This window comes from Sphingobacterium sp. UGAL515B_05 (assembly GCF_033097525.1).
Classification (GTDB): Bacteria; Bacteroidota; Bacteroidia; order Sphingobacteriales; family Sphingobacteriaceae; genus Sphingobacterium.
Genome location: NZ_CP109907.1, coordinates 3213160 through 3236068 on the forward strand (window position 1 = coordinate 3213160; position 22909 = coordinate 3236068).

Annotated in this window: 16 protein-coding genes, 2 tRNA genes and 3 rRNA genes; 10 read left to right on the top strand and 11 right to left on the bottom strand. The window is 43.4% G+C overall.

Annotated elements, in window-relative coordinates:
• Nucleotides 1-2: 2 nt before the first annotated feature.
• Nucleotides 3-1064, bottom strand: a complete 1062-nt coding sequence (locus OK025_RS13045) for an HlyD family secretion protein (RefSeq protein ID WP_075993967.1) — start codon at nt 1062-1064, stop codon at nt 3-5.
• Between the two features lie 32 nt (nt 1065-1096).
• On the bottom strand, nt 1097-1558 hold the full coding sequence (locus OK025_RS13050; protein ID WP_317664306.1) for a MarR family winged helix-turn-helix transcriptional regulator: 462 nt from the start codon (nt 1556-1558) through the stop codon (nt 1097-1099).
• Between the two features lie 129 nt (nt 1559-1687).
• On the opposite strand from OK025_RS13050, the gene OK025_RS13055 reads away from it, so the two are divergent.
• The gene (locus OK025_RS13055) at nt 1688-2173 is read left to right on the top strand and encodes a hypothetical protein (RefSeq protein ID WP_317664308.1); all 486 of its coding nucleotides are present in this window, start codon (nt 1688-1690) and stop codon (nt 2171-2173) included.
• Nucleotides 2174-2284: 111 nt separating this feature from the next.
• Nucleotides 2285-2770 (top strand): hypothetical protein, encoded by a 486-nt coding sequence (locus tag OK025_RS13060; RefSeq protein ID WP_317664310.1) that lies wholly within the window; start codon nt 2285-2287, stop codon nt 2768-2770.
• A gap of 72 nt (nt 2771-2842) precedes the next feature.
• Here the strand turns inward: OK025_RS13060 and OK025_RS13065 are convergent, their stop codons facing one another.
• From OK025_RS13065 to OK025_RS13080, 4 genes are all read right to left on the bottom strand, one after another.
• Entirely contained in the window at nt 2843-6157 is a 3315-nt protein-coding gene (locus OK025_RS13065) for a DEAD/DEAH box helicase (protein WP_317664312.1), read from the bottom strand.
• Nucleotides 6158-6166: 9 nt separating this feature from the next.
• Nucleotides 6167-8236: a TonB-dependent receptor gene (locus tag OK025_RS13070; protein ID WP_317664313.1), complete on the bottom strand. Its 2070-nt coding sequence runs from the start codon at nt 8234-8236 to the stop codon at nt 6167-6169.
• Nucleotides 8237-8254: 18 nt separating this feature from the next.
• Nucleotides 8255-9046 carry a hypothetical protein gene (locus tag OK025_RS13075; RefSeq protein ID WP_317664315.1) on the bottom strand — a complete coding sequence of 264 codons (792 nt, stop codon included), beginning with the start codon at nt 9044-9046 and terminating at the stop codon, nt 8255-8257.
• 107 nt (nt 9047-9153) lie between these two features.
• The gene (locus OK025_RS13080) at nt 9154-10464 is read right to left on the bottom strand and encodes a BamA/TamA family outer membrane protein (protein WP_317664317.1); all 1311 of its coding nucleotides are present in this window, start codon (nt 10462-10464) and stop codon (nt 9154-9156) included.
• Between the two features lie 198 nt (nt 10465-10662).
• Between OK025_RS13080 and OK025_RS13085 the strand changes: the two genes are divergently transcribed.
• A complete protein-coding gene (locus OK025_RS13085) occupies nt 10663-12543 on the top strand; it encodes a M1 family metallopeptidase (protein ID WP_317664319.1) in 1881 nt (626 codons plus the stop codon).
• 121 nt (nt 12544-12664) lie between these two features.
• On the opposite strand, the gene OK025_RS13090 is transcribed toward OK025_RS13085, so the two are convergent.
• The 5 genes from OK025_RS13090 to OK025_RS13110 form a co-directional block, all read right to left on the bottom strand.
• Nucleotides 12665-13276, bottom strand: a complete 612-nt coding sequence (locus OK025_RS13090; protein ID WP_286732882.1) for an alpha-ketoglutarate-dependent dioxygenase AlkB family protein — start codon at nt 13274-13276, stop codon at nt 12665-12667.
• A 22-nt stretch (nt 13277-13298) separates the two neighbouring features.
• Nucleotides 13299-14135 (bottom strand): methylated-DNA--[protein]-cysteine S-methyltransferase, encoded by an 837-nt coding sequence (locus tag OK025_RS13095; RefSeq protein WP_317664322.1) that lies wholly within the window; start codon nt 14133-14135, stop codon nt 13299-13301.
• Between the two features lie 67 nt (nt 14136-14202).
• Entirely contained in the window at nt 14203-14502 is a 300-nt protein-coding gene (locus OK025_RS13100; RefSeq protein ID WP_120333397.1) for a SelT/SelW/SelH family protein, read from the bottom strand.
• Nucleotides 14503-14708: 206 nt separating this feature from the next.
• A complete protein-coding gene (gene ygiD / locus OK025_RS13105) occupies nt 14709-15566 on the bottom strand; it encodes a 4,5-DOPA dioxygenase extradiol (protein ID WP_286883755.1) in 858 nt (285 codons plus the stop codon).
• 137 nt (nt 15567-15703) lie between these two features.
• Entirely contained in the window at nt 15704-16537 is an 834-nt protein-coding gene (locus OK025_RS13110) for a helix-turn-helix transcriptional regulator (protein WP_317664323.1), read from the bottom strand.
• 666 nt (nt 16538-17203) lie between these two features.
• On the opposite strand from OK025_RS13110, the gene OK025_RS13115 reads away from it, so the two are divergent.
• From OK025_RS13115 to OK025_RS13145, 7 genes are all read left to right on the top strand, one after another.
• Nucleotides 17204-17365, top strand: coding sequence for a hypothetical protein (locus OK025_RS13115; protein WP_201670127.1), 162 nt, complete (start codon nt 17204-17206; stop codon nt 17363-17365).
• A 113-nt stretch (nt 17366-17478) separates the two neighbouring features.
• Nucleotides 17479-19008 (top strand): 16S ribosomal RNA (locus OK025_RS13120).
• Nucleotides 19009-19128: 120 nt separating this feature from the next.
• Nucleotides 19129-19202, top strand: a tRNA-Ile gene (locus OK025_RS13125).
• Between the two features lie 11 nt (nt 19203-19213).
• Nucleotides 19214-19287: transfer RNA gene (locus OK025_RS13130), tRNA-Ala, on the top strand.
• A gap of 228 nt (nt 19288-19515) precedes the next feature.
• Nucleotides 19516-22396, top strand: a 23S ribosomal RNA gene (locus tag OK025_RS13135).
• Between the two features lie 124 nt (nt 22397-22520).
• Nucleotides 22521-22632 (top strand): 5S ribosomal RNA (gene rrf, locus OK025_RS13140).
• The 16S, 23S and 5S rRNA genes sit together here with 2 tRNA genes alongside, the layout of an rRNA operon.
• 15 nt (nt 22633-22647) lie before the next feature.
• A complete protein-coding gene (locus OK025_RS13145) occupies nt 22648-22890 on the top strand; it encodes a hypothetical protein (protein WP_317664326.1) in 243 nt (80 codons plus the stop codon).
• Nucleotides 22891-22909: the final 19 nt, after the last annotated feature.

Below are 22909 nucleotides of genomic sequence, written 5' to 3' on the forward strand. Positions count from 1 at the left end.
GATTATTTAATACGTATGATAGCATTCATACCTACGCGAAGCATGGCGAGATCTTTTGGGGTATTGGATGCTGTAAAATTAATTCTAACCGGAATGCGCTGTTGTACCTTAACAAAGTTCCCCGTAGAATTGTCAACCGGAACAGCAGAATACTTAGATCCTGTTGCTTCGGATATGGCCGCCACTTCACCTTCAAATGTCTTCCCGGCCAATGCATCAATTTCAATGTTGACTTTTGCCCCGAGGGCAATATTTTTTAGTTGACTTTCGGTATAATTTGCGGTAATCCATTTCTGCTCATCACGTACAATATTGACCAATGGCGTACCGTTTTGCACCAATTGGCCCTCTTCTATCGTCCGCCGTCCCAATACACCGTCGTACGGTGCAGTGATCACCGTATACGAAAGGTTTAACTTGGCTAGATCAATCGCGGATTCTGCCTTTAGTAATGAGGCATCATTGATTGACAGCTTCTGTTCAGACTCATGTGTGTTAAGTTTCGATACACGCTCTTGCGCCAAAAGTGCCTTATATTTGGCTAACATGGCCTCATAATCTGCTTTTACCTGATCGAATTGATATTGCGTTACTGCCTCATCTTTCACCAGACTCTCGTAACGCCTATAATTCAATTCCATATTATCTAGCCGGGCTCTCATCTCATCGATATTGGCATTTGCTATCGCAGTACTATTGCCGGCAATGGCAATTCCAGATTGCGATATTGTTTTACTTGCTTTGGCATCGGCAAGAGTGGCTTGTGCATTTTGTAATAAAATTCTGTACTCAGCATCATCAATAATGACGAGTGTATCGCCTTTGTGAACTTTTTGATGCTCATCAAATCGAATTGTTTTGATATAACCGCTGATACGCGAATTTATAGGGGTAATATGGGCGTCTACCTGGGCATCATCTGTATAAACAGATTCGTTGATGTGGAAAAAGACTAAGATACCCCAGATAATTGTAACCACAATGACGACTGCAGATAGGATGTTGATGATCCATATCTTCCGCCTTCGTTTTATTTCTTTCTCACTTAATGTTGAATTGCTCATGACTCAATTACTTATCTTCTTTTTTCTGAAAATCAAGGCTCCCGATACGATTGCTTATCAATAATTGCGGTCAATTTTTCGAGAGTTTCTGTAATTTCCAATACTTTTTTTTCTGATATCTCCTGCAGGATAGCACAGTAGAGGTCTTGCTGGACAGGGTCTAATAATGTCCTATATTCGTCTCCCTTTACCGTTAATTCGATTAAATTATTTCGTCTGTCATTGGGATCGCTGACGCGTCTAACCAGATCCCGTTTACAAAGATTATCGATCAGCGGAGTGACACTTGCTTTGTTCTTCTGTATTGCTGTGGCTATATCTTGCTGATTCATTTGCTCCTTTTTCCACAGTGCTGCCAATACTTGTAACATTTCATAGGTGATATCCAATTGCTGTTCCTTTATTTTCTGGATATAGTATTGTTTTAAGCTCGTTCGCAAAGCAATGATACTATCCACTAAGGGTTTTACTGGATTCATGGATTCGTTTTTCATAGTACAAAGTTAAATATAAAACAGTTAAATATCAAACTAATTTACTTTAGTTAAAAATGTGTTAAAGATGAGTGCTTTAGAGAGAGATGGCATTTTATTTGGGAATACTTAAACGAAAGGAAAAAAGATATGTTAAGAGTTGAATTAATCTTTTTTAGACGTTGCTTGCTGCCACTGCTGATTTTAGCAGGCGGGATAAGTGTTGTAAGGGCGCAGCAAATGCATGCTTTTAATAACTTAGAAAATGATTATCATTTTGTATATCGGTGGGTAGATCCGTTCTTCCCTTTAAGCCCACAGGTCGATGTGATGACCTTGGATGTTGCGCCGATCGATAAAGAGCCCGAGCAGCAGGAGAAAATAAAGACGCCAAGGGGAAAACAACGTTTTACGGGCAGGGTGAGTGAGTGCATATATGAAGGTTCGGAAGTAACCGTTGGCTCTAGAGAATCTGTTGGAAATATAACCTACATGTCCACTAATTCATCCACACGGTATCGTGTTGCCATTGATCGAAGGAGTAATGAGTACTATCATGGAAAGCCTGTATTTATCGATGCGAAGGGCGTAAAATATATAATTGATTCGAAATTCAGAAAACAAGTTGTTGAATAATTCCTTCGCTAAGTTAAAAGTATGTTAAAAATGTTTTGTTAAAGAAATTAAATAAAAATATGGCATTTGTATTGTACTTTTATTTACAATTATTTAAATAACAATTGAGTTATGAAAGCAATAAATCGTTTCAAAAAAATCACAGCTGCATTAGCTTTGATCGCTGCAGTGGGATTGGGACAATCCTATGCACAAACGGCTCCTAAAAAAATGGAAAAAGAAGCCAAAAAGTCTGAACAAAAAGCAAAAGAAGTAAAGACTAAAGCCAACGAGGCCGAAACGAAAACGAAGGCAGCGCCAGTGAAAGCTACAGCGAAGAAGGAAGCTGCAGTCAAGGAAAAGTCAACGCAGACGAAAAAGATGGCTGATACAAAAACACCGCCAGCAGCACCAATGGAAGCGAAGGAAAAAGCCGTAAAAAAAGAAAGCGCTAAATCTGAAAAACAAGCCACTGCTGTTAAAAAGGATGCCGTAGCAACAACTGATAAAGCAACAAGTGAAAAATACAACGGCCATACAGTCTATCTCGGTCCAAAAGGTGGCAAATATTACATCAACGGAAATGGTAACAAAACGTACATTTCTGACAAAAAATAAAGAGCAGCTGAAAACGAATTATATCAAAAAGGGGACAGTACGATCGATGTCCCCTTTTTTGATTTCAATAGTTTATCGTAGCAAATTCATTAAATAGCTTTTGTCGAGATAAAAGACATCTAAACTTCCGCCCTCATCCAGAATACTGTTGCTAATCTCCTTTTTATGTTGCTGTAAGGTCTGAATTTTATCTTCGACCGTGTTAGGGCTGATTAATCGAACAGCGGTGACCGTCTTTTGTTGCCCCATACGATAGATCCTGTCGATTGCCTGTTGTTCAACAGCAGGATTCCACCAGGGGTCTACCAGGTACACTACATCGGCTGCGGTAAGATTAAGTCCGGTACCACCGGCTTTTAGACTAACCAGAAAAACGGGGATATCCTTGTCGGATTGAAAGTCACTAACCAATTTACCTCGATTTTTGGACTGGCCCGTGAGCATCAACGCGCGAATCCCCTGTTTATCCAAAGCCTCTTTAATCAGGTTGAGCATACTGACAAACTGTGAAAACACGATCATTTTGTGCTGGTCTTTTTTATGCTGAATCTGCTCGATAAGCATTTCGATTTTGGCAGAGTCCGCAGCGGTAGTCAGATCTTCGTTTTGGAGAAGTTTGCTTGAATTACATATCTGACGCAATTTTGTTAGACCTTTTAGGACATGCATGGGGCTTTTCTTGATTTCATCGCCATCTTTGGCTGAGATAAAATCCCGAAACTCTTTTTCATAAAGATCATAAATTCGCCGTTGGGCAGTTTTCATCTCACAGTAAAGGATCAGTTCATTTTTTGCAGGAAGATCACGTAATACATCCTGTTTTGTTCTACGGAGAATGAAAGGCTTTATTTTCTCTTTCAGCATTTTTTTTCTCTTGCGGTCATGGAAAGCATCAATAGGAGTCGTATAGACATCTTTGAAATATTTTTTGCTTCCTAGTAGCCCCGGCACAATAAAGGAAAGCTGGGCATAAAGATCCATCGTATTATTCTCGATAGGAGTTCCTGTTAAAATAATGCGATTTCTTGATTTTAATAAATTTACCGTTTTGTATCGCTGGGAATCCGGGTTTTTGATTTGCTGCGATTCGTCCAATATGACATAATTGAAGGTTATTTTTTTTAGCGTATTAATATCCGTCAGCAGGTTGTGATAAGAAATTAAAACAAGGTCATATTGTTCAAACTGCATCCCTTTTTCCATTCTATTTGGACCATCTAAAACCAACGTCTGGAAAGATGGAAGGAATTGCTGGATTTCATGCCGCCAATTAAAAATTAAGGTCGTGGGAAGTACAAGTAATGTTGGTGCAGATTGTCCCTTTGCTTTTTGAGTAGCCAGAAAGGCTAATATTTGGATCGTTTTGCCAAGTCCCATGTCATCGGCAAGACAGCCGCCAAAGTTAAGCCCATCCAAGAAATGCAGCCATTGTAGTCCTTGTTGCTGATAAGGACGTAAGTTTCCGACAAAAGTTGGAGGTAGCTGGACCTCGGATAGCGAAGAAAAATTAGCGAGCTGCTTTCTCAATGTGCTGAGCTCCGCCAACACGATGGGGTCTAACTCAGCCTGATCAAATAGTTGATCGATCTCATTGAATTTGTATTTTGGAATTTCAATGAAATCATCAGCGATCGATTCGGCAGCATTAAAATAGGCCTCAAATTTATCGAGCCACTGTTGCGGTAAAATGCCCTGGGTGCCGTCATCCAAGGTGATGAATTGCGAGCGGTTCCGTACTGCCTTTTCAAGTTTTTTTAGGGAGACACTTTTGGGACCAAATTTGACCTGTATATTGGCGTTGAACCAATTTTGTCCACTGAGGACCTCTACATGTATTTTTCCCTTAAAACGGCTTAATTTATTTCCATGTAACGTATTAAATCCAATGATCTGTATACCCTGATGCTGCCATTCCTCAAAAGCATCCAGAAACCAGTTACTGTCCAGAAAGTATTTGCGATGCAAATAAAAATGCTGAAAACTTCCCGCATCCATTTGCTCCTGAAAATAGGGATGCTGTTTCAGTAACAGGGAAATAACTTTTGTTTCAGCTTCACGTTTCCGATCGACCAAAAATTGTGTACCCTTGCTGTCTGTACCGAATATATTCCGCTTACTTAAAATAGGAATTTCGACCTCACCATAACGCATGACAGGAATAAGGTTGACAAAATCTTCCGATTCCTCCAGAAACAAAAGTGGCTGCATGTCCTGATAATACAGATTTTCCTTCAACTGTGGCTTGCTTGCTTTGGGAATATCTTTAAAATTTAACTCCACGGAATGTGCTATCTGTTCCAAAAACAACCTGTTGAATTCTTCGAACTTACGCTGATGGATCAATAATTGCTCCCCCTTATTGCCAAACAAACGGATCAACTTGAGGTGAAACCTATTTTCAATCAGAAAAAGCTGATTTTTGATGAGAATGAAATGGTCCAAAAGAACAACTAAATCCTGTAAATTGTAGGCTATCGTATGAATATGAATTTCTCCATGAATGGCATAAAACGCACCTTTTTTTGTAATAAAGAGCTTAATATCACCTTTGTTTAGGTTAAATTGAACCGGGGATAAGGTGGAGGCTGTTATATTGTCGGATTTTTCATAGTCATGCAGATAAAAATCGAGGTGTAAAGGGTTTTTTGCAACCGCTTTCAGGCTGGAGCTGATTTCGATATCCTGTTGCACAGCTTGGGAAAATTGGTAAACAGCGGTGTAAAATTGCATTTCCTCAATTGAGCTGCTTTGCCAGATACGAGACTGGCTCTCACTAGCGGAAATCGGGTTTTTAGGAAGGCCGGATTTCGTCATTGGCGCTCGACACAGGAGTATTTGTAGATTTTTGTAATACCGGTTGCGCGTTAACACCACAAAATGATGCTGCTGTTCGGCTGTCGTCTTGACCTTCGGAGCAAGAGATTCCTCCACTAAATCAAAGTCATCAATGGAGGTTAGTTGTTTGTCTTTTAACAGAAACTCCAGCTTCCCTGTTTTGATCTGGGCAGCAAAATAGTTTTCTAAAGACGATTCCTTTTCCATCCCATATTGTGCCGCAACCTTCTTGAGGAGATGCTGATAGCGGTTGGGATCAAAAAATGCCAGCCAATTCTCCTGTGTAAATAGTTTACTTAAAGCCGCTTTTTGATGACGGCAGAATCCTGTTTGTGGACAACTGCAAAAGACGGCTGTTGTGGGCAATGTATGGATGATCATCACTTCAAAATCGGTATAATTCTCCAGTACCTGAAAAGTTGCCTGATTGACCTCCATTTCCATCGCATTGACCTGGAAATGGGCCAGTGTCAGGTCCATCCAAGGAAAATAAGAATAACGGCTCACCTTGGTGAAATCGATATCGGTCAATGTATACTGATGGAATTCCATGATGCTTGGTTAAAAATTAAAACTCATTCCGCCATAATAATTACGTAAAGGGGCAGGATTAAAATACCGTCCTCCAAAAGCATTGATATCGTTTCCAAGACTATATTTTTCATTGAGTAGATTGTCGGCCCCAACAAAAAATCTGATTTTATGCCGTGAACAGACAGATTTGCTCCAGGATAATTTGCCTTGTAAAAGATGATACCGTTTGGCATAAACAGTGTTTGCGTCATCCAGTGGTATTGCTGCTGTTAAATTGGAAAGAAGATCCAGATGGAATTCATTCGGGAAAAATATATTCAACGAATTTACCCATACCGTTTTAGGAACCGCAGGAAGTTTATTGTCCTTATAGTTTTTGTCGCCTACCTGATAGGTTTTGAAACTGTAGTCATTGAGGGAAAAATTGCTGGTCAGCTGTAGGCTACGGACCATACCGGTTGTTTGAGGCCTGATCAAATACATGAATAGCGAGGCTTCCAATCCCTTTTGGTTTATTTTACCCGCATTTTGAAAATATTCAGCGCCATTATCTCGTACCTGTCGGATAATGGCATTGTTCATTTGATACGTGTAGGCCGCTGCGTCTAAAATAATCCGGCGATTCCACAAATGCCAACGAAGCCCAAATTCATGGTTTGTACCTGTTTCTGGTTTCAGCATCGTATTAATTGTATTGTCTGACGAGCGGACCTCAGCAACAGTTGGTGCAGAGAAACCTTTAGAAATCGATGCTCTAAGTGCAAGCATTGGAGTGATCAAATAGGATAGTGCTGCTCGTGGCATCCATGTACTCCCGAAATCAATATTTTCTTTGTTTTCTTGTGCGACAGGAAAACGTTGCTGGTAGCCAATTTTATTCTCATTTAATCCGAGCGACAGCTCTACCTGGAGACGCTCTAGCCACTCCAGTTGGGTGCGTGCAAAAAATGATTGCTGACTATTTTCCAATTTGTCCTTGGCCTGAGGATCGGTAGCGACACCTAGGGCGTTGTCATAATTGTCAATAGCATACCAGCCCTTTTGCGCTTCCAAGCCCAGTTGGACTTCATATTTTAAATCTTGGCTCAACAGATCGACATAAGATAAATACAGGCGCGTTCCTAAATTCTTTTCATCTCTTTTCTCGTAATTGGTGATGAAGGGATTTTTGATCTGATTGGATGAACCAAATACACTGGCGAATAAGGTCATCTTAGAACTGAGATGCGTCTGGTTGCTCAGTCCACCAAAGAATGTTTTATCGTAGATTGCTGCTTTTTGTTCAGCAGCACCAGGATTTGGTCCGCCCTTAGGCCGGGCCTGCCTGCGGTCGCTCTCCATTTGTGCTGCGGTGAGCCCTCCCGGAGTTTGGTAACCGAGATCCGAATAGAAACCGGTGAATTTCAATTCGGATGTTTTTGCATATTGCCAATTGTAATTGAGCTGGATATTCTTTTTGTTTAAGGCTGAATTCTGGCGATAACCGTCACTTCTCGTCCAACTTTGATTGATAGCAAGTTGCTGAGTCCGGTTGATGGGTAATATTGCATTGAGCTGTTCTTGGAAAAGACCGTAGGAGCTCCCCGTTAATTGGAGGTTGACTTCAGGTTTGTCAGATCGATCAAATCCTTTACTATAAAAGGAGAGTACACCGCCTGAATTGGCCCCATAGATCGATCCATCTGGACCTTTCAATATATTTATTTGTCCAATTGCGGATGGATCTATCAAGTTAAGATAGGTGTTCCCGCCTGCGTCAGTAAATGGAAAGTCGTCCAGATATATTTTGACATTGCGAACACCAAAAGGTGAACGGATCATACTCCCACGGAGTGCTAGCCGGTAACTCCCAGGGGAACGTTCTTCCATGCGTAAACCCGGCACCCTGTTCATTGCTGAAACAAAAGAGGGCGACTGCTGGGATTGGATCATTTGGCTGCTTAACACAGCCGCAGAAGATGTCAATCGCAATAGCGGTTGTTTATTGAAGTAGGCTTTAACTTCGACTTGTTCTAGCCGATTAGTCGTAGTATCCACTTCCTGCGCATATAATTTGCTACATAAACCAAGGGTAGCAAGTAGGTAATATCTTTTCATCGTTAGGGTTTGGTCGGCTTAGTCTGCAAATTCCTGACTGAAATAAATTTCAAAAATCTGCTTTTTCTTATTGTATTTTAGGCATTGAAAATTCGCATATACGGAGCTGGTCGGCACACAAAGACTGTTGGCCATGGCTTCTTTTGAGAATTTTTTGTTCAGACAGCCCTGCTGCAAATCAAAGTTTTTGTTCGTCGAAATATCGGTCACATCAAAGGAATTGTCGTCAATCAGGTAATTTGAATTGTTTAAACGAATATAATCCTCTTGATAAACCAGTTCGGAAGCAACGAGATAATCGAGCGATCCAAAGCTGGATGAACAATCCAGATTTTGAAGGGTATTGACAACTTTTAACTCTTTATACAAGGTGTTGTATGTATTGCGTTTATGATCGAATAAGGTGATCTCGATGTGATGATTATCTTTGTTGTACAGCATATACCCAAGGTCACCGGAGCCATTTTCGAAGATATTCCCTTTCGCGATCGCTAAAACAGCCAAGTTAGGATGCCCAAGAAAATAATCCTGCTGGTCTGCACTTAGTGTTGTCGTTAACTTCTGATGAAGTTTATCGAAGAGGCCGGCATCGTTCATTTTCATTAACTGCTGCGTTTGTTCTTTAGTTCTATCTGCAAAACGCGGGTTATCGTAGCTCGAAGTATCCGATGGGAGCGGTGGTGATGCAGGAGGGACTACCTGTTCTTTCTTTTGTACGTCATTTTTCGTTGTTTTTGGCGTCTTTGTCTGATGACAGGAAACAAGAGCCAATGATAATACAATGTATAGAAAAAAGGTTTTTAAATTCATGATGAAGTATCGTCAATGCCAATTCAGTCACTCTTCGTGAATAGAAAGAGCAACAACATCGGCTAATTTAGTTATTTTATGGCAAACAAAGCTGTCGCAACCTGGATTTAGAAGGCTTCATTCAGCCCTAAAAAGAAACCACGGGAGCCATATTTTCCAAAGGCATAGTCCAGACATAGATTTGTACGTGTTGCTTTGTTAAAGAGCACCCGTAATCCGGCACCACCCCCAGGTTGCCACCTTTCAAAAAGTTTGGTGCCCAGTTCGTCGCTGGCAGTCTGTAGGTTAAAAAAAGCAGCTCCGCTCAAAAAGCGATTCTTTAAAATTGGGAAGCGGTATTCTGTTTCGGCATAACCGAAAGAAATTCCTTTGAAATAACCAATGGTATAACCCCGTCCACTTCTGACGGCTACGTCTCTTCCCGTTCCTGGGAGATCAAAATAGGGAAGTGTACCACCAAGTTTATAGGAGCCCCAATACCAGAAGGCAAGTACATGAGCGGGGTCGGACTGAGATAGACTAAAGTATTTTCGAAAGTCGGTGGTAAGCTGTACAGCACTTTTGCTACTGCCCAACAGCGTTGTGTTCCATCGCACACCGATATCCGAATAGATTCCTTTGTAAGGCCTATTGGGATTGTCTCTTGTCATATATTGCATATTGAGCAATAGTCCATTGGAATTATAACTGTCGGGCTCGAAGCCATGTTTTTCGGTGTAGATGGTATTGGGCGTAATGTTGCCATTGGGGCCGCTGCTGGTTATTTTTCGTCGTAAGTCAAACGCCAATCCGGCTCCAACAAATAGTCCGTCGGCGATACGTTTATAGACTTTTTCATTAAATGTAAACGCGTTATATTTTGCTCCGTATTTCTTATGGTCGGGGTTGGCAAGGATCTCTTCATCGGCATTGTTCCATTTTCCATGGGGAGTCATGCCCAAACCCGCATCTAAAGCGACCATTTTGACAAGTGCAAAAGCGCCCTGAAAATTTAGTTTATTGTTGGGGGTAAAGATATTATGACTGATATAGAAGACCATGATGTTTTTTGTGGTGATTGAGGCGGATGTCGCTGCGATCGACATGGTCGTTGTTTTGGGGTCGCCCAGTACTTTCCCGGCGACAGCCTTGATTCCGATCTGACCACCAATGGTTGGGTTGTAGGCAATGTTGGGCATTAAGGTGATGGGAGAGCGTTTACTCGCGTGTTCCTTTTTTCGTTTGGGATGGATTATTCTTCCGATTAAATCCGATATATCGTATTGACTGGCCATGGCCGAGTCACGCTGATGTTTGTACTGTGCAAGAGAGTCTGTTTTTGCCTCGGTTTGAGCAGCGAGCAGCGTAGGGATTGAAATTAAAAGTATTCCTAAAAAAGCATGTCGGAAGAAATCGTTAAAACGTAAAAGTTGATGCATACATTCGGGTCTATCTTAAAACTAAACGTCAAAAAAAATAAAATGTTTTCTCAAGTACTCGGAGCCTGTCTTTTTTTGATCTTTGAACAAATGCAAATGTGGTATTGTGTTGAAGAAGTTTATTTTTCTTGCGGAGCTGGAGAATTAAACTTGCAAATCACAGCAAATTTATCTTAGTTTGATTATTTAAACTAGGATATGATAGGACGCACTATATTTAACTATGGATTGACTTTGCTTTTATTGACAGGGGTAGCTCATGCGCAAGAACTGTATACCCCAAGAAATATTCAGCAAGCGATCGAAAAGGGAACCCGTACCAAAACGGGTCTACCAGGGAAAAACTATTGGCAGAATTTTGGTAAGTATGATGTGCGGGTGCAATTGGATCCGGCTACAAAGATGGTGAGTGGAACAGAGACTATTGTGTACACAAACAATAGTCCCGATACATTGAAACGCTTGGCTATCCGATTTGTTAACAATGTGCACAAACCTAATGCGGTACGTGCTGCATACGCTTCGGACGACTACCTGACTTCGGGTCTAAAGATTAAATCGTTTAAATTGAATGGTCAAGTTTACGACGTAAACAGCAAGGACTGGGGAACGGTGAAGTTAGGCGATTTTGGGCAGAAAATCCTTCCGGGAAGCACTGCAACATTGGACATTAGCTGGGAATATCCGTTATCTGTCGAAAGCGACCGTGAAGGGTTGTTGAATACTTCCACCTTTTATTGTGCGTACTCTTATCCGCGTGTGTCTGTATACGACGATTACAATGGCTGGGATCTTCTGGAACATAATGGCCGACAAGAATTCTACAATGGTTTCAACGATTATCAATTTGAGATATCCGTTCCGAAGAACTTTGTTGTGTGGGCGACAGGTGAATTGACAAATGCGGCTGAGGTACTGCAGAAACCTATTCTGGACCGTTTCGAAAAATCAAAAGTCAGCGATACGCCAATACATATCGCGACAGATGCCGAAATGAAAGCGGGGAAAGTGACAACACAAGAAGCCTGGAATAAGTGGAAATTCAAAGCAACCTATGTGCCTGATTTTTGTTTCAGTGTGAGTGACAATTATATCTGGGATGGCGGGAGTGTAGATTTGGGAAGTAAGCGCGTGAGTGTGCAGTCAAGCTATGTCGCCGGAACGCCAGATTTTGAACAATACATTGGTTGGCAGCAATATTGCATTGACTGGTTTTCTAAAAATTGGCCTGGTGTCACCTATCCGTACCCAACAATGACAGCCGTTCAGGGGTTTGCAGATATGGAATATCCGATGATGATTAACGATTCGAGTGTCCCAGATAATCTTGTGGACGCAAGGCAAACAGCGGACCATGAAATTGCACATACCTATTTCCCTTTTTACATGGGTATCAATGAGACGCGATACGGTTATATGGATGAAGGCTGGGCTACTGCATTGGAATTTTGGATTGGAAATGCGGAGATTGGTGCCGAAAAAAATAAAGAACTTTTCAAAGATGCCCGTGTAAAGCGCTATATCTTTGACCCCTCTACCGAAGAAGACCAACCCTTGATTACCATGACCTCTCAGTTGAGTGGTTTAGGGTATGGTAACAATGCCTACATCAAGGCCGCATTGTCTTATATTGCGTTACGGGATTACCTGGGTGATGAACTGTTTAAAAAAGCACTACACCATTACATGGAGCTATGGCATGGAAAACATCCGACGCCTTGGGACTTCTTTTACAGCATCAATGCTGGAGCTGGGCAGAATTTAAACTGGTATTGGAAAAATTGGTATTTCACCAATAATTACATTGACCTTAAGGTGAATGGTTTTAAACAGCTTGCTGGTAAAAATACACTGACGATCACCAATGTCGGGGGATTTGCAATTCCCTTTGATGTGTTGATTACCTATACGGATGGATCGGTGGAGACAAAACATCAAACTCCGTCAATTTGGCAACACAATGAAAAACAGGTAATCCTGACTTGGACTTCGACTAAAAAGGTGAAAAATATTACCTTGGACGGCGGCATTTTTATGGATTACACCGCCAAGGACAACAGCTGGGACGTTATTAAATAACCCGATCGATCGTGTCAGCCTTTATGTTTGAAAAGGTTGACACGATTGGTGACTGAATGCTGTTGAAGTCTGCCTACAACTAGGTGTCCATTCCTGTAAGCCTTACCCTGGGGCTGTAAGATTACAGCTGATCGATGCTTCGAAATGTCAGATTAATTCGTGCACTGAACACCTTTTTTGTCGGTGGAAGCCGATGCAACCAATACGTTTGTGTAAGACCTTTCATCACCAATAAACTTCCATGGCCCAAGATGATGTCTATTTTTTCTTTGCTCGTTTTATGTTTAAAGGCAAACTTTCGTTCAGCACCAAAGCTTAAAGAAGCAATTGCTCCATTTTTTTTGAGGTCTTTTTCACCGTCACTGTGCCAGGCCATTCCTTCGTCGCCATTGTGATAAAGATTCAACAGACAGGAATTATACGTCTCCTGTGTTTGTTGTTCGGCAATCTTTTTCAGTTCAAGAAGTTCCTTTGTCCAGGGAAGCGCCCTTTTAGTGGTGTTGGAATAGCTATATTCGAAAGCCTGGTCGCCATACCAAGCCACTTTTCGTTTGGTGACGATTTCGTTTCCAAAAATAATGGCACGGTCATTTACCCATTCGATCGAGTCCATGAGTCTATCAAAATAGTGGTTTGCTTCCTGTGGAGGTAGTATTTTACCATAATAATTGACAGTCCCATCGTAAGGGAGTAGATTTCTATTGCCATCGAAGAGATTGTCGAAAAGTTCCATGTTATCGTATTGTGTGTGTTTACTAAATAGCCGTATGCAAAGTCTCCCATCCGATCATCGCTGTTTTCCGCATTGGATCCCATCGGTAACCACCAAATATACCGCTGTTTTGTATAACACGGTGACAGGGGATAAGGTAAGCTATCGGATTGCTTCCAACAGCTGTGCCGACAGCACGGGAAGCCTTGGGGTTTCCGATTTGAGAAGCGATAGCACCGTAAGTGCTTAATTTACCCATAGGGATTTTTAATAAAGCTTCCCAGACTTTCAATTGAAAATCAGTGCCTTTTAAATGTAATTTTACCTGACGGATATCTTTATCTTGGGGATTTAATGCGCTGAGTGCATTCTCATGCATGCTGTTCCCCTGTTGTAGGTATGTTGCGTTCGGAAATCGTTGCTGAAGAGCGTCAAAAGCTGTTATGTTATCATCCGCGTAGGCAATATGACAAATACCTTTTGAGGTGGATGCAATTAGCATTGTGCCGAATAAGCTCTGATAATACGCGTAGGAAATCAATAAATTGGAGCCTTCATTTTTATATTCAGCCGGAGTCATCCCCTCAATGTTGATAAATAGTTCATGAAGTCTACTGCTGCTGGAAAGGCCAAGCTGGAATGTTGTTTCAGCAATGTTATTTTCCTTAAGCAATGATTTTGCATAATTTATACTTACGTACTGTAAGAATTTCTTGGGGCTTGTACCTGCCCATGCGGTAAACATGCGTTGAAAATGAGCTTCACTCATGTAAACATGAGAAGCGATCTGACCCAATGTAGGTTGAGACTTAAAGTTTTCCTGTAAGAAATGTATGGCCTTGGCGATACGTTGAAAATCTACTTCTTGTTGAATAGTCATGATTGTTCATTTAATTTATACAAAGTTGCTAATAAGAAGAAGTCTTTAAAATCCGATTTATGCTAAATTAAATGTTGGATGAAGGAGATTTGTCCGAATGACCTAAGGATTTATCTGGTGCGACTAGATCACGGATCAGTTGTTTGAGTTCTTTTATTTCGGGGAATCGACCGGCTCTTTTTCGATCGAATATCTCCTTATCCGCTACCCGTACTGTATAACGGCCTGCAATTTCGCTGGGGACCAGCATCACTCCATGGATCTCATCCGTGAACGAACTCAGTACCTCCTGCGCCATATAGGCGGCGCGCAGCATCCAATTGCATTTTGGACAATATTCAATTTCAATAACAGGTTTTGTTGCCATGGGTTAAGTTCAAGTACGTTGTTTTTGTTTCAAACAAATTTATCAATCCTAGCGCTGCAATCCTAACGCTTTTTGTCATGGAAATTTCGAGATTATTTCCAGGCTCAGCGGAGTCCTGTATACAACCAGCCCATTCCATTGGCCTTGTTCTCGGTTAATGGAATGGGCTGGTATTGTTGGATATTCCTGATAGGTATGCTGGAGGCTTAACCGATTTTCAAAGAAGTCATGGTCAGCGATCCAGCCACTGAATTGTCGTTGAAGAGAAACAACTCATCATTTTTCTCCTGTAAACCCAAGGTATAGATTAAAGGGAGGTAATGTTCAGGCGTTGGAATTGCCAAGTCGAACTCTTTGCCTTGTTTTCTGAAATCTATGAGCGCTTGATGGTTGCCATTCTGAATAAATTTCTTCATTTTTTCATTGGCTATAGTAGCCCATTCATACGCATAGCCTGCCGTATCGAGTTTGTCCCAGGCGACCATCCGTAAGTTGTGCACCATATTACCGCTACCGATAATGAGTACACCTTTTTTTCTTAGCGCGTTTAATTGCTGTGCGATCTCATAATGGTATGCTGCAGGCTGTGTGTAATCGATGCTCATTTGAATAATAGGAACGTCTGCATCAGGGTATAGATGTTTGACGACAGACCATGATCCATGGTCCAGCCCCCATTTGTCGTCGAGGTGAACGTCTGTTTTGCTGACAATGCGCTGTGTTTCTAAAGCGAGTGCCGGGCTGCCTGGAGCTGGGTATTGGACATCAAATAATGCCTGAGGAAAGCCGCCAAAGTCATGAATGGTGGCGGGATGCTCCATCGCTGTGACAAATGTTCCACGTGTTTCCCAGTGTGCCGAGACAACAAGAATCGCCTTCGGTTTTTCGAAAGTTTGGCCAATTTTTTTGAATCCCCGGACAAATTCGTTGTCCTCTATGGCGTTCATGGGACTTCCATGTCCTAAAAATAAGACTGGAAATTTGTCCGTTGCCTCCAGTTCCTCGGAAAATTTATATAAAGAGTTTGCTTTATGAGCTACTCCAGCTAATGGTAATGTTGCCATAATTTTAATAAAATCCTTTCTACGCATTTGATATGATGTGGCTGCGTCAATTTTTATTACAAAGGTAGGGGATGGGCTTAGCTAGGCGGTATCATTATCCTGTCAATCTGTTGTACTATTCGGAAATCTGTTGTACGCTATTCGGAAATAAGTTTTTGGATTTCATTTCTAAATTCCGAAGGCGTCATGCCTGCTTTCTTTTTGAAGACATTGGTAAAGTAGGCTTTATCTTGGTAGCCGAGTTCAAAACCAATTTCCGAGATCGTTTTAGTTGTTGTCAACAAGAGGTTTTTTGCTTCAATAAGTTTCCGTGTTTCGATAATCTCAGAAACGCTTTGTTGTAATATGCTCTGACAAATTAAATTTAGGTTTCGTGTCGACATAAAAAGCTTCTCCGCGTAAAAATTAACGCCTTCGGGACGGCGGTAGTTCTCTTCCAGTATAGAGAGAAAGCTTGTGAACGTTGTACTCTGATTTTTCAATTGCTGTTGGCTGTCTGGAAATTGCCTTTTCCGTTCAGATTCAATCATGGTAAAGATGGTGCTCAATAGCTGCTTGATAACCGCATAGTCTACGCTATTTTGTGAGCATTCCTGTTGCATTAGCTCACACAAGACGATCAATCGGCCAAAGCAGTTGGGGCTGGCGAAGGTCAATGTCGCATTTTCATGAAAGTGGGCGTAGAGCTGGAAAGTCGTTTCGGGGATAAATTCACTTTTAAATCGAACGACCCAAAATTCAATGTTATTATTATGCAAAAGAGGTTTGACGCGGTGGGTTTTGCCCTGTGTGACAAAACTTATAAATGGAGCGGTGTAGGTTTTTGTTTTAAAATCGATAAAATGTTCGAGTTTTCCTGCCACACCAATAATCAATTCCTCGAAATCATGTTGATGTATTTCGTTTTTGGATTGTTGTATGCGCAGTGCCTCGTCGGCGTCAACTTTGTAAATTTTGAAAAGTCCGTTCAAAATAAGGAAAATTTTAATTTGCTATTTACGAATATACGGTTTCATTTACATTTTGTTTGTCAAAGACCATTTGGCTTTTCATATTGATATTTTGCTTGTTTCAGCGGCAGTTTTGACAAAGAGGGGAGGCCTGTTGTTGCGTTGCTTAGGCTCAAATTGTATACTGATTTGTAATTAACAGCAGTATAGCACCGTTTTAACAGGGGGTTAATAGGGCTTGTACCCCTGCTAACCCCCTGTTAACCCCCTGTTATCCCCCTGTAATACCCCTGCAAATTATTAACAAAAATTAAACGAAATGGATAATAGATCCAGTGCGAAGCCTGCCTCCATACGCTATAGGATGACCTGGGTTCTGTGAATGGCCCAATCTGGCGGCCGGATCAGCCATTCCAGCCCTCCGACCACCTGTTTTGCAAAAAGAATCGTGCACCGTTACAGGCAGTTAAGGGAAAAATGAAATAAATAAGAACAAAAGGCTTGGAAGTTTGTTCCTAAACTCCCTATCTTTGCACCACTCCGCAAGGGAGGGACGGTTACCACGAAAGAGGGAATCATGAAAAAAGAAGGGTTTAAGAGAAGTCTGGCAGGATCTAAAATCCCGCTCAGTTTATTTTAAACGCGGAAATCGAAAAAAGGGGAAAGAAAAAAAACTTAAAAAAGTTTTTGGAAGTTCAGAAAAGATTTCTACCTTTGCAGTCCCAACGGAAACGAAGGGAAAAACAAAACGATAAAGAGTGGCGCAATGCCCATCGGAATAAAGCGGATACGGAAGTTGAAGCGACAAAGTTCTTTAAGAAAACACAATCATGTAAGCGTGACGAGTAGACAAACGAAAGTCATGAACAAATTCAAGTAATTCGTTCAATTCGATCCAAGATCAGAGATATAAAAAAAGAATTCTGATTATTATAAATAGTTGGAATCAAAAACTTCATTTTACAATGGAGAGTTTGATCCTGGCTCAGGATGAACGCTAGCGGCAGGCCTAATACATGCAAGTCGGACGGGATCCATCGGAGAGCTTGCTCGAAGATGGTGAGAGTGGCGCACGGGTGCGTAACGCGTGAGCAACCTACCTCTATCAGGGGGATAGCCTCTCGAAAGAGAGATTAACACCGCATAACATCAACAGTTCGCATGTTCAGTTGATTAAATATTTATAGGATAGAGATGGGCTCGCGTGACATTAGCTAGTTGGTAGGGTAACGGCTTACCAAGGCGACGATGTCTAGGGGCTCTGAGAGGAGAATCCCCCACACTGGTACTGAGACACGGACCAGACTCCTACGGGAGGCAGCAGTAAGGAATATTGGTCAATGGGCGGAAGCCTGAACCAGCCATGCCGCGTGCAGGATGACTGCCCTATGGGTTGTAAACTGCTTTTGTCCAGGAATAAACCTAGATACGTGTATCTAGCTGAATGTACTGGAAGAATAAGGATCGGCTAACTCCGTGCCAGCAGCCGCGGTAATACGGAGGATCCGAGCGTTATCCGGATTTATTGGGTTTAAAGGGTGCGTAGGCGGCCTATTAAGTCAGGGGTGAAATACGGTGGCTCAACCATCGCAGTGCCTTTGATACTGATGGGCTTGAATCCATTTGAAGTGGGCGGAATAAGACAAGTAGCGGTGAAATGCATAGATATGTCTTAGAACTCCGATTGCGAAGGCAGCTCACTAAGCTGGTATTGACGCTGATGCACGAAAGCGTGGGGATCGAACAGGATTAGATACCCTGGTAGTCCACGCCCTAAACGATGATAACTCGATGTTGGCGATAGACAGCCAGCGTCCAAGCGAAAGCGTTAAGTTATCCACCTGGGGAGTACGCCCGCAAGGGTGAAACTCAAAGGAATTGACGGGGGCCCGCACAAGCGGAGGAGCATGTGGTTTAATTCGATGATACGCGAGGAACCTTACCCGGGCTTGAAAGTTAGTGAAGAGTGCAGAGACGCACTCGTCCTTCGGGACACGAAACTAGGTGCTGCATGGCTGTCGTCAGCTCGTGCCGTGAGGTGTTGGGTTAAGTCCCGCAACGAGCGCAACCCCTATGTTTAGTTGCCAGCATGTAGTGGTGGGGACTCTAAACAGACTGCCTGTGCAAACAGAGAGGAAGGTGGGGACGACGTCAAGTCATCATGGCCCTTACGTCCGGGGCTACACACGTGCTACAATGGATGGTACAGCGGGCAGCTACATAGCAATATGATGCTAATCTCTAAAAGCCATTCACAGTTCGGATTGGGGTCTGCAACTCGACCCCATGAAGTTGGATTCGCTAGTAATCGCGTATCAGCAATGACGCGGTGAATACGTTCCCGGGCCTTGTACACACCGCCCGTCAAGCCATGAAAGTTGGGGGTACCTAAAGCATGTTACCGCAAGGAGCGTGTTAGGGTAAAACCGATAATTGGGGCTAAGTCGTAACAAGGTAGCCGTACCGGAAGGTGCGGCTGGAATACCTCCTTTCTAGAGTATCGAAGATCGGTGCTCGTCGCGTTACATATGATTGCAGAAGAAAAAACATCAGAAGAAAGTGCCCGCCCCTAAGGGAGCAGGACCGAGAGAAAGAGATGAACAAGATAAGCTAGTCCCGTAGCTCAGTTGGTTAGAGCACTACACTGATAATGTAGGGGTCAGCAGTTCAAATCTGCTCGGGACTACGAAAACGTTTGGGGAATTAGCTCAGCTGGCTAGAGCACCTGCCTTGCACGCAGGGGGTCAACGGTTCGAATCCGTTATTCTCCACATCTCCGGGGAAGTATATAGCGATATACTTCATCTATACCGGAAAAAGAGTTCTTTGACATATTGAAAGAGAAAAAAAATTACAAGAGAAGACAACAGTATAGAGACAATACGTGTATGTGTTCGATGTAGAGAGGAGACCCTCGGTGAATGCCGAACGAATCTTTACGTAGCATACGGGTATATATATCAAAAGCAGCCGCATAGTAGCAAAAGGCTATGCCGGTGAAGAAAGTAAATAAGGGCACACGGGGGATGCCTAGGCTCTCAGAGGCGAAGAAGGACGTGATAAGCTGCGATAAGCTTTGGGGATTGGCAAATGCGACTTGATCCAGAGATTTCCGAATGGGGCAACCTGACTATTTGAAGAATAGTCGTATAAAACGCGAACGCGCTGAACTGAAACATCTAAGTAGGCGTAGGAGAAGAAAATAACAATGATTTCCCAAGTAGTGGCGAGCGAACGGGAAAGAGCCCAAACCGGTCATGTTACGGCATGACCGGGGTTGTAGGACCACGACATTGTACAGCGCTATGAACTGGAAGCAGGTGGGAAACTGCGCGACAAGGGTGAGAGCCCCGTACAGGTAAAGAATGTTGACATAGTGGTATCCTGAGTACCGCGGGACCGGAGAAATCCTGTGGGAATCCACCAGCACCATCTGGTAAGGCTAAATACTCCTGAGAGACCGATAGTGAACCAGTACCGTGAGGGAAAGGTGAAAAGAACCCCGAACAGGGGAGTGAAAAGAACCTGAAACCGTGTGCTTACAAGCGGTTGGAGCAGGCAGGTCCTGTGACAGCGTGCCTTTTGCATAATGAGCCTACGAGTTACTCTTGTCTGGCAAGGTTAAGTCCTTCAGGGACGCAGCCGAAGCGAAAGCGAGTCTTAATAGGGCGCATAGTCAGATGAGGTAGACGCGAAACCTTGTGATCTACCCTTGGGCAGGTTGAAGTTGCAGTAACATGTAATGGAGGACCGAACCGATAAACGTTGAAAAGTTTCCGGATGACCTGAGGGTAGGGGTGAAAGGCCAATCAAACTGGGAAATAGCTCGTACTCCCCGAAATGTTTTTAGGAACAGCGTCGGCGTAGAGTTTGATAGAGGTAGAGCTACCGATTGGGTGCGGGGGAGTCAAATCCTACCAAATCCAGACGAACTCCGAATGCTATCAAATATAGCCGGCAGTGAGGCTTTGGGTGCTAAGGTCCAAGGCCGAGAGGGAAAGAACCCAGACCATCAGCTAAGGTCCCCAAATTCGTTCTAAGTTGAACTAACGAGGTCCGGTTGCCCAGACAGCTAGGATGTTGGCTTGGAAGCAGCCATTCATTTAAAGAGTGCGTAACAGCTCACTAGTCGAGCGGCCGGGCGTGGATAATAAACGGGCATCAAGAACGGTACCGAAGCTATGGATTTGTACTGAAAGATGTACATCTGGTAGGGGAGCATTCCATCGCCGGAGAAGCAGTTTGGCAATGAACTGTGGAGGTTATGGAAAAGCAAATGTAGGCATAAGTAACGATAAGGCGGGTGAGAAACCCGCCCACCGAAAGACCAAGGTTTCCTGATCAACGTTAATCGGATCAGGGTCAGTCGGGACCTAAGGCGCACCCGAAGGGGGCAAGCCGATGGACAACTGGTTAATATTCCAGTACTCTTCATAACTGCGATGTGGTGACGGAGTAGTGACACTGCCGCGAACTGACGGAATAGTTCGTTGAAAGGCGTAGGTATAGGGACGGTAGGCAAATCCGCCGACCCTGCTGAAACCCAATAGTACAGCAAAGCTCCGGTGGCGCTGATAGAGCAGGTAAACAGACTTCCAAGAAAACCCGCTAAGCTTCAGGTTATGAAGACCCGTACCGCAAACCGACACAGGTGGTCGAGGAGAGAATCCTAAGGTGCTCGAGTGAGTCATGGCTAAGGAACTCGGCAAAATGGCCCTGTAACTTCGGGAGAAGGGGCGCTGTCTCGTAAGAGCAGCCGCAGTGAAAAGGCCCAGGCGACTGTTTAACAAAAACATATGGCTTTGCAAAATCGCAAGATGAAGTATAAGGCCTGACACCTGCCCGGTGCTGGAAGGTTAAGAGGGGATGTCATCGCAAGAGAAGCATTGAATCGAAGCCCCAGTAAACGGCGGCCGTAACTATAACGGTCCTAAGGTAGCGAAATTCCTTGTCGGGTAAGTTCCGACCTGCACGAATGGTGTAACGATCTGGGCGCTGTCTCAGCCATGAGCTCGGTGAAATTGTGGTATCGGTGAAGACGCCGATTACCCGCAACGGGACGGAAAGACCCCATGCACCTTCACTATAGCTTAACATTGAGATTGGGTACAGGATGTGTAGGATAGGCGGGAGATGTTGAAGTGGCTTCGCCAGGAGTCATGGAATCAACCTTGAAATACCGCCCTTTCTGTATTCGGTTTCTAACTCGCTATGTCGAGGACATTGTTTGGTGGGTAGTTTGACTGGGGTGGTCGCCTCCAAAAAGGTAACGGAGGCTTTCAAAGGTAAGCTCAGTACGCTTGGTAACCGTACGTGGAGTGCAATGGCATAAGCTTGCTTGACTGTGAGACCGACAAGTCGAACAGGGTCGAAAGACGGACATAGTGATCCGGTGGTTCTGTATGGAAGGGCCATCGCTCAAAGGATAAAAGGTACGCTGGGGATAACAGGCTGATCTCCCCCAAGAGCTCATATCGACGGGGAGGTTTGGCACCTCGATGTCGGCTCGTCACATCCTGGGGCTGGAGAAGGTCCCAAGGGTTGGGCTGTTCGCCCATTAAAGTGGCACGCGAGCTGGGTTCAGAACGTCGCGAGACAGTTCGGTCCCTATCTGTTGTGGGCGTTGGAAGTTTGAGTGGATCTGACCTTAGTACGAGAGGACCGGGTTGGACAGACCTCTGGTGAACCTGTTATGCCGCCAGGTGTACGGCAGGGTAGCTACGTCTGGAATAGATAAGCGCTGAAAGCATCTAAGTGCGAAACTAGCCACGAGATGAGACTTCCTTATAGGGTCGTAGAAGATGACTACGTTGATAGGCCATAGGTGTAAAGGTTGAGAGACCAAAGCCAAGTGGTACTAATAGCCCGAAGCTTTCTCAAGCAGACAGACACTGTTGTCTTCCTCTTTAATTTTTGAAACATACAGGAAACGAACCTCTTTCAATACATATGTCAGTTGGCATGATACATGATAGAATATCATAGATCATGCCAATAAAGATTTTTAGGTGCCTATATCGGCGGTGTCTACCTCTTCCCATTCCGAACAGAGCAGTCAAGCCCGCCAGAGCCGATGGTATTGCCGTAACAGGTGGGAGAGTAGGTCGGTGCCTTTTTTTACACGGAAGCCCTTGCTGGAAACAGTCAAGGGCTTCTTTCGTTTGGATACTTCCATGGCCATTACACTTCGGCCACTGACCATCACTGCCTATCCTCCGACTATCGGTTATCGCAGCACAGGACCGTCGGTGAGCCCTGTCCATCGGCAGCTGTTCCGAAACCGCCGCTATCCTGCAACATTATTATTGGACAATCGTTTGCATTCCATAATCCCTTTTTTACTTCGATTTACTATTGTATTATTGTTATGTTAATTTAATGCATTATAAATCA

Excerpts from the sequence above, each read along its gene's own strand:
- OK025_RS13045 (WP_075993967.1), bottom strand. The coding sequence starts at position 1,064 with ATGAGCAATTCAACATTAAGTGAGAAAGAAATAAAACGAAGGCGGAAG.
- OK025_RS13050 (WP_317664306.1), bottom strand. The coding sequence starts at position 1,558 with ATGAAAAACGAATCCATGAATCCAGTAAAACCCTTAGTGGATAGTATC.
- OK025_RS13055 (WP_317664308.1), top strand. The coding sequence starts at position 1,688 with ATGTTAAGAGTTGAATTAATCTTTTTTAGACGTTGCTTGCTGCCACTG.
- OK025_RS13060 (WP_317664310.1), top strand. The coding sequence starts at position 2,285 with ATGAAAGCAATAAATCGTTTCAAAAAAATCACAGCTGCATTAGCTTTG.
- OK025_RS13065 (WP_317664312.1), bottom strand. The coding sequence starts at position 6,157 with ATGGAATTCCATCAGTATACATTGACCGATATCGATTTCACCAAGGTG.
- OK025_RS13070 (WP_317664313.1), bottom strand. The coding sequence starts at position 8,236 with ATGAAAAGATATTACCTACTTGCTACCCTTGGTTTATGTAGCAAATTA.
- OK025_RS13075 (WP_317664315.1), bottom strand. The coding sequence starts at position 9,046 with ATGAATTTAAAAACCTTTTTTCTATACATTGTATTATCATTGGCTCTT.
- OK025_RS13080 (WP_317664317.1), bottom strand. The coding sequence starts at position 10,464 with ATGCATCAACTTTTACGTTTTAACGATTTCTTCCGACATGCTTTTTTA.
- OK025_RS13085 (WP_317664319.1), top strand. The coding sequence starts at position 10,663 with ATGATAGGACGCACTATATTTAACTATGGATTGACTTTGCTTTTATTG.
- OK025_RS13090 (WP_286732882.1), bottom strand. The coding sequence starts at position 13,276 with ATGGAACTTTTCGACAATCTCTTCGATGGCAATAGAAATCTACTCCCT.
- OK025_RS13095 (WP_317664322.1), bottom strand. The coding sequence starts at position 14,135 with ATGACTATTCAACAAGAAGTAGATTTTCAACGTATCGCCAAGGCCATA.
- OK025_RS13100 (WP_120333397.1), bottom strand. The coding sequence starts at position 14,502 with ATGGCAACAAAACCTGTTATTGAAATTGAATATTGTCCAAAATGCAAT.
- ygiD (WP_286883755.1), bottom strand. The coding sequence starts at position 15,566 with ATGGCAACATTACCATTAGCTGGAGTAGCTCATAAAGCAAACTCTTTA.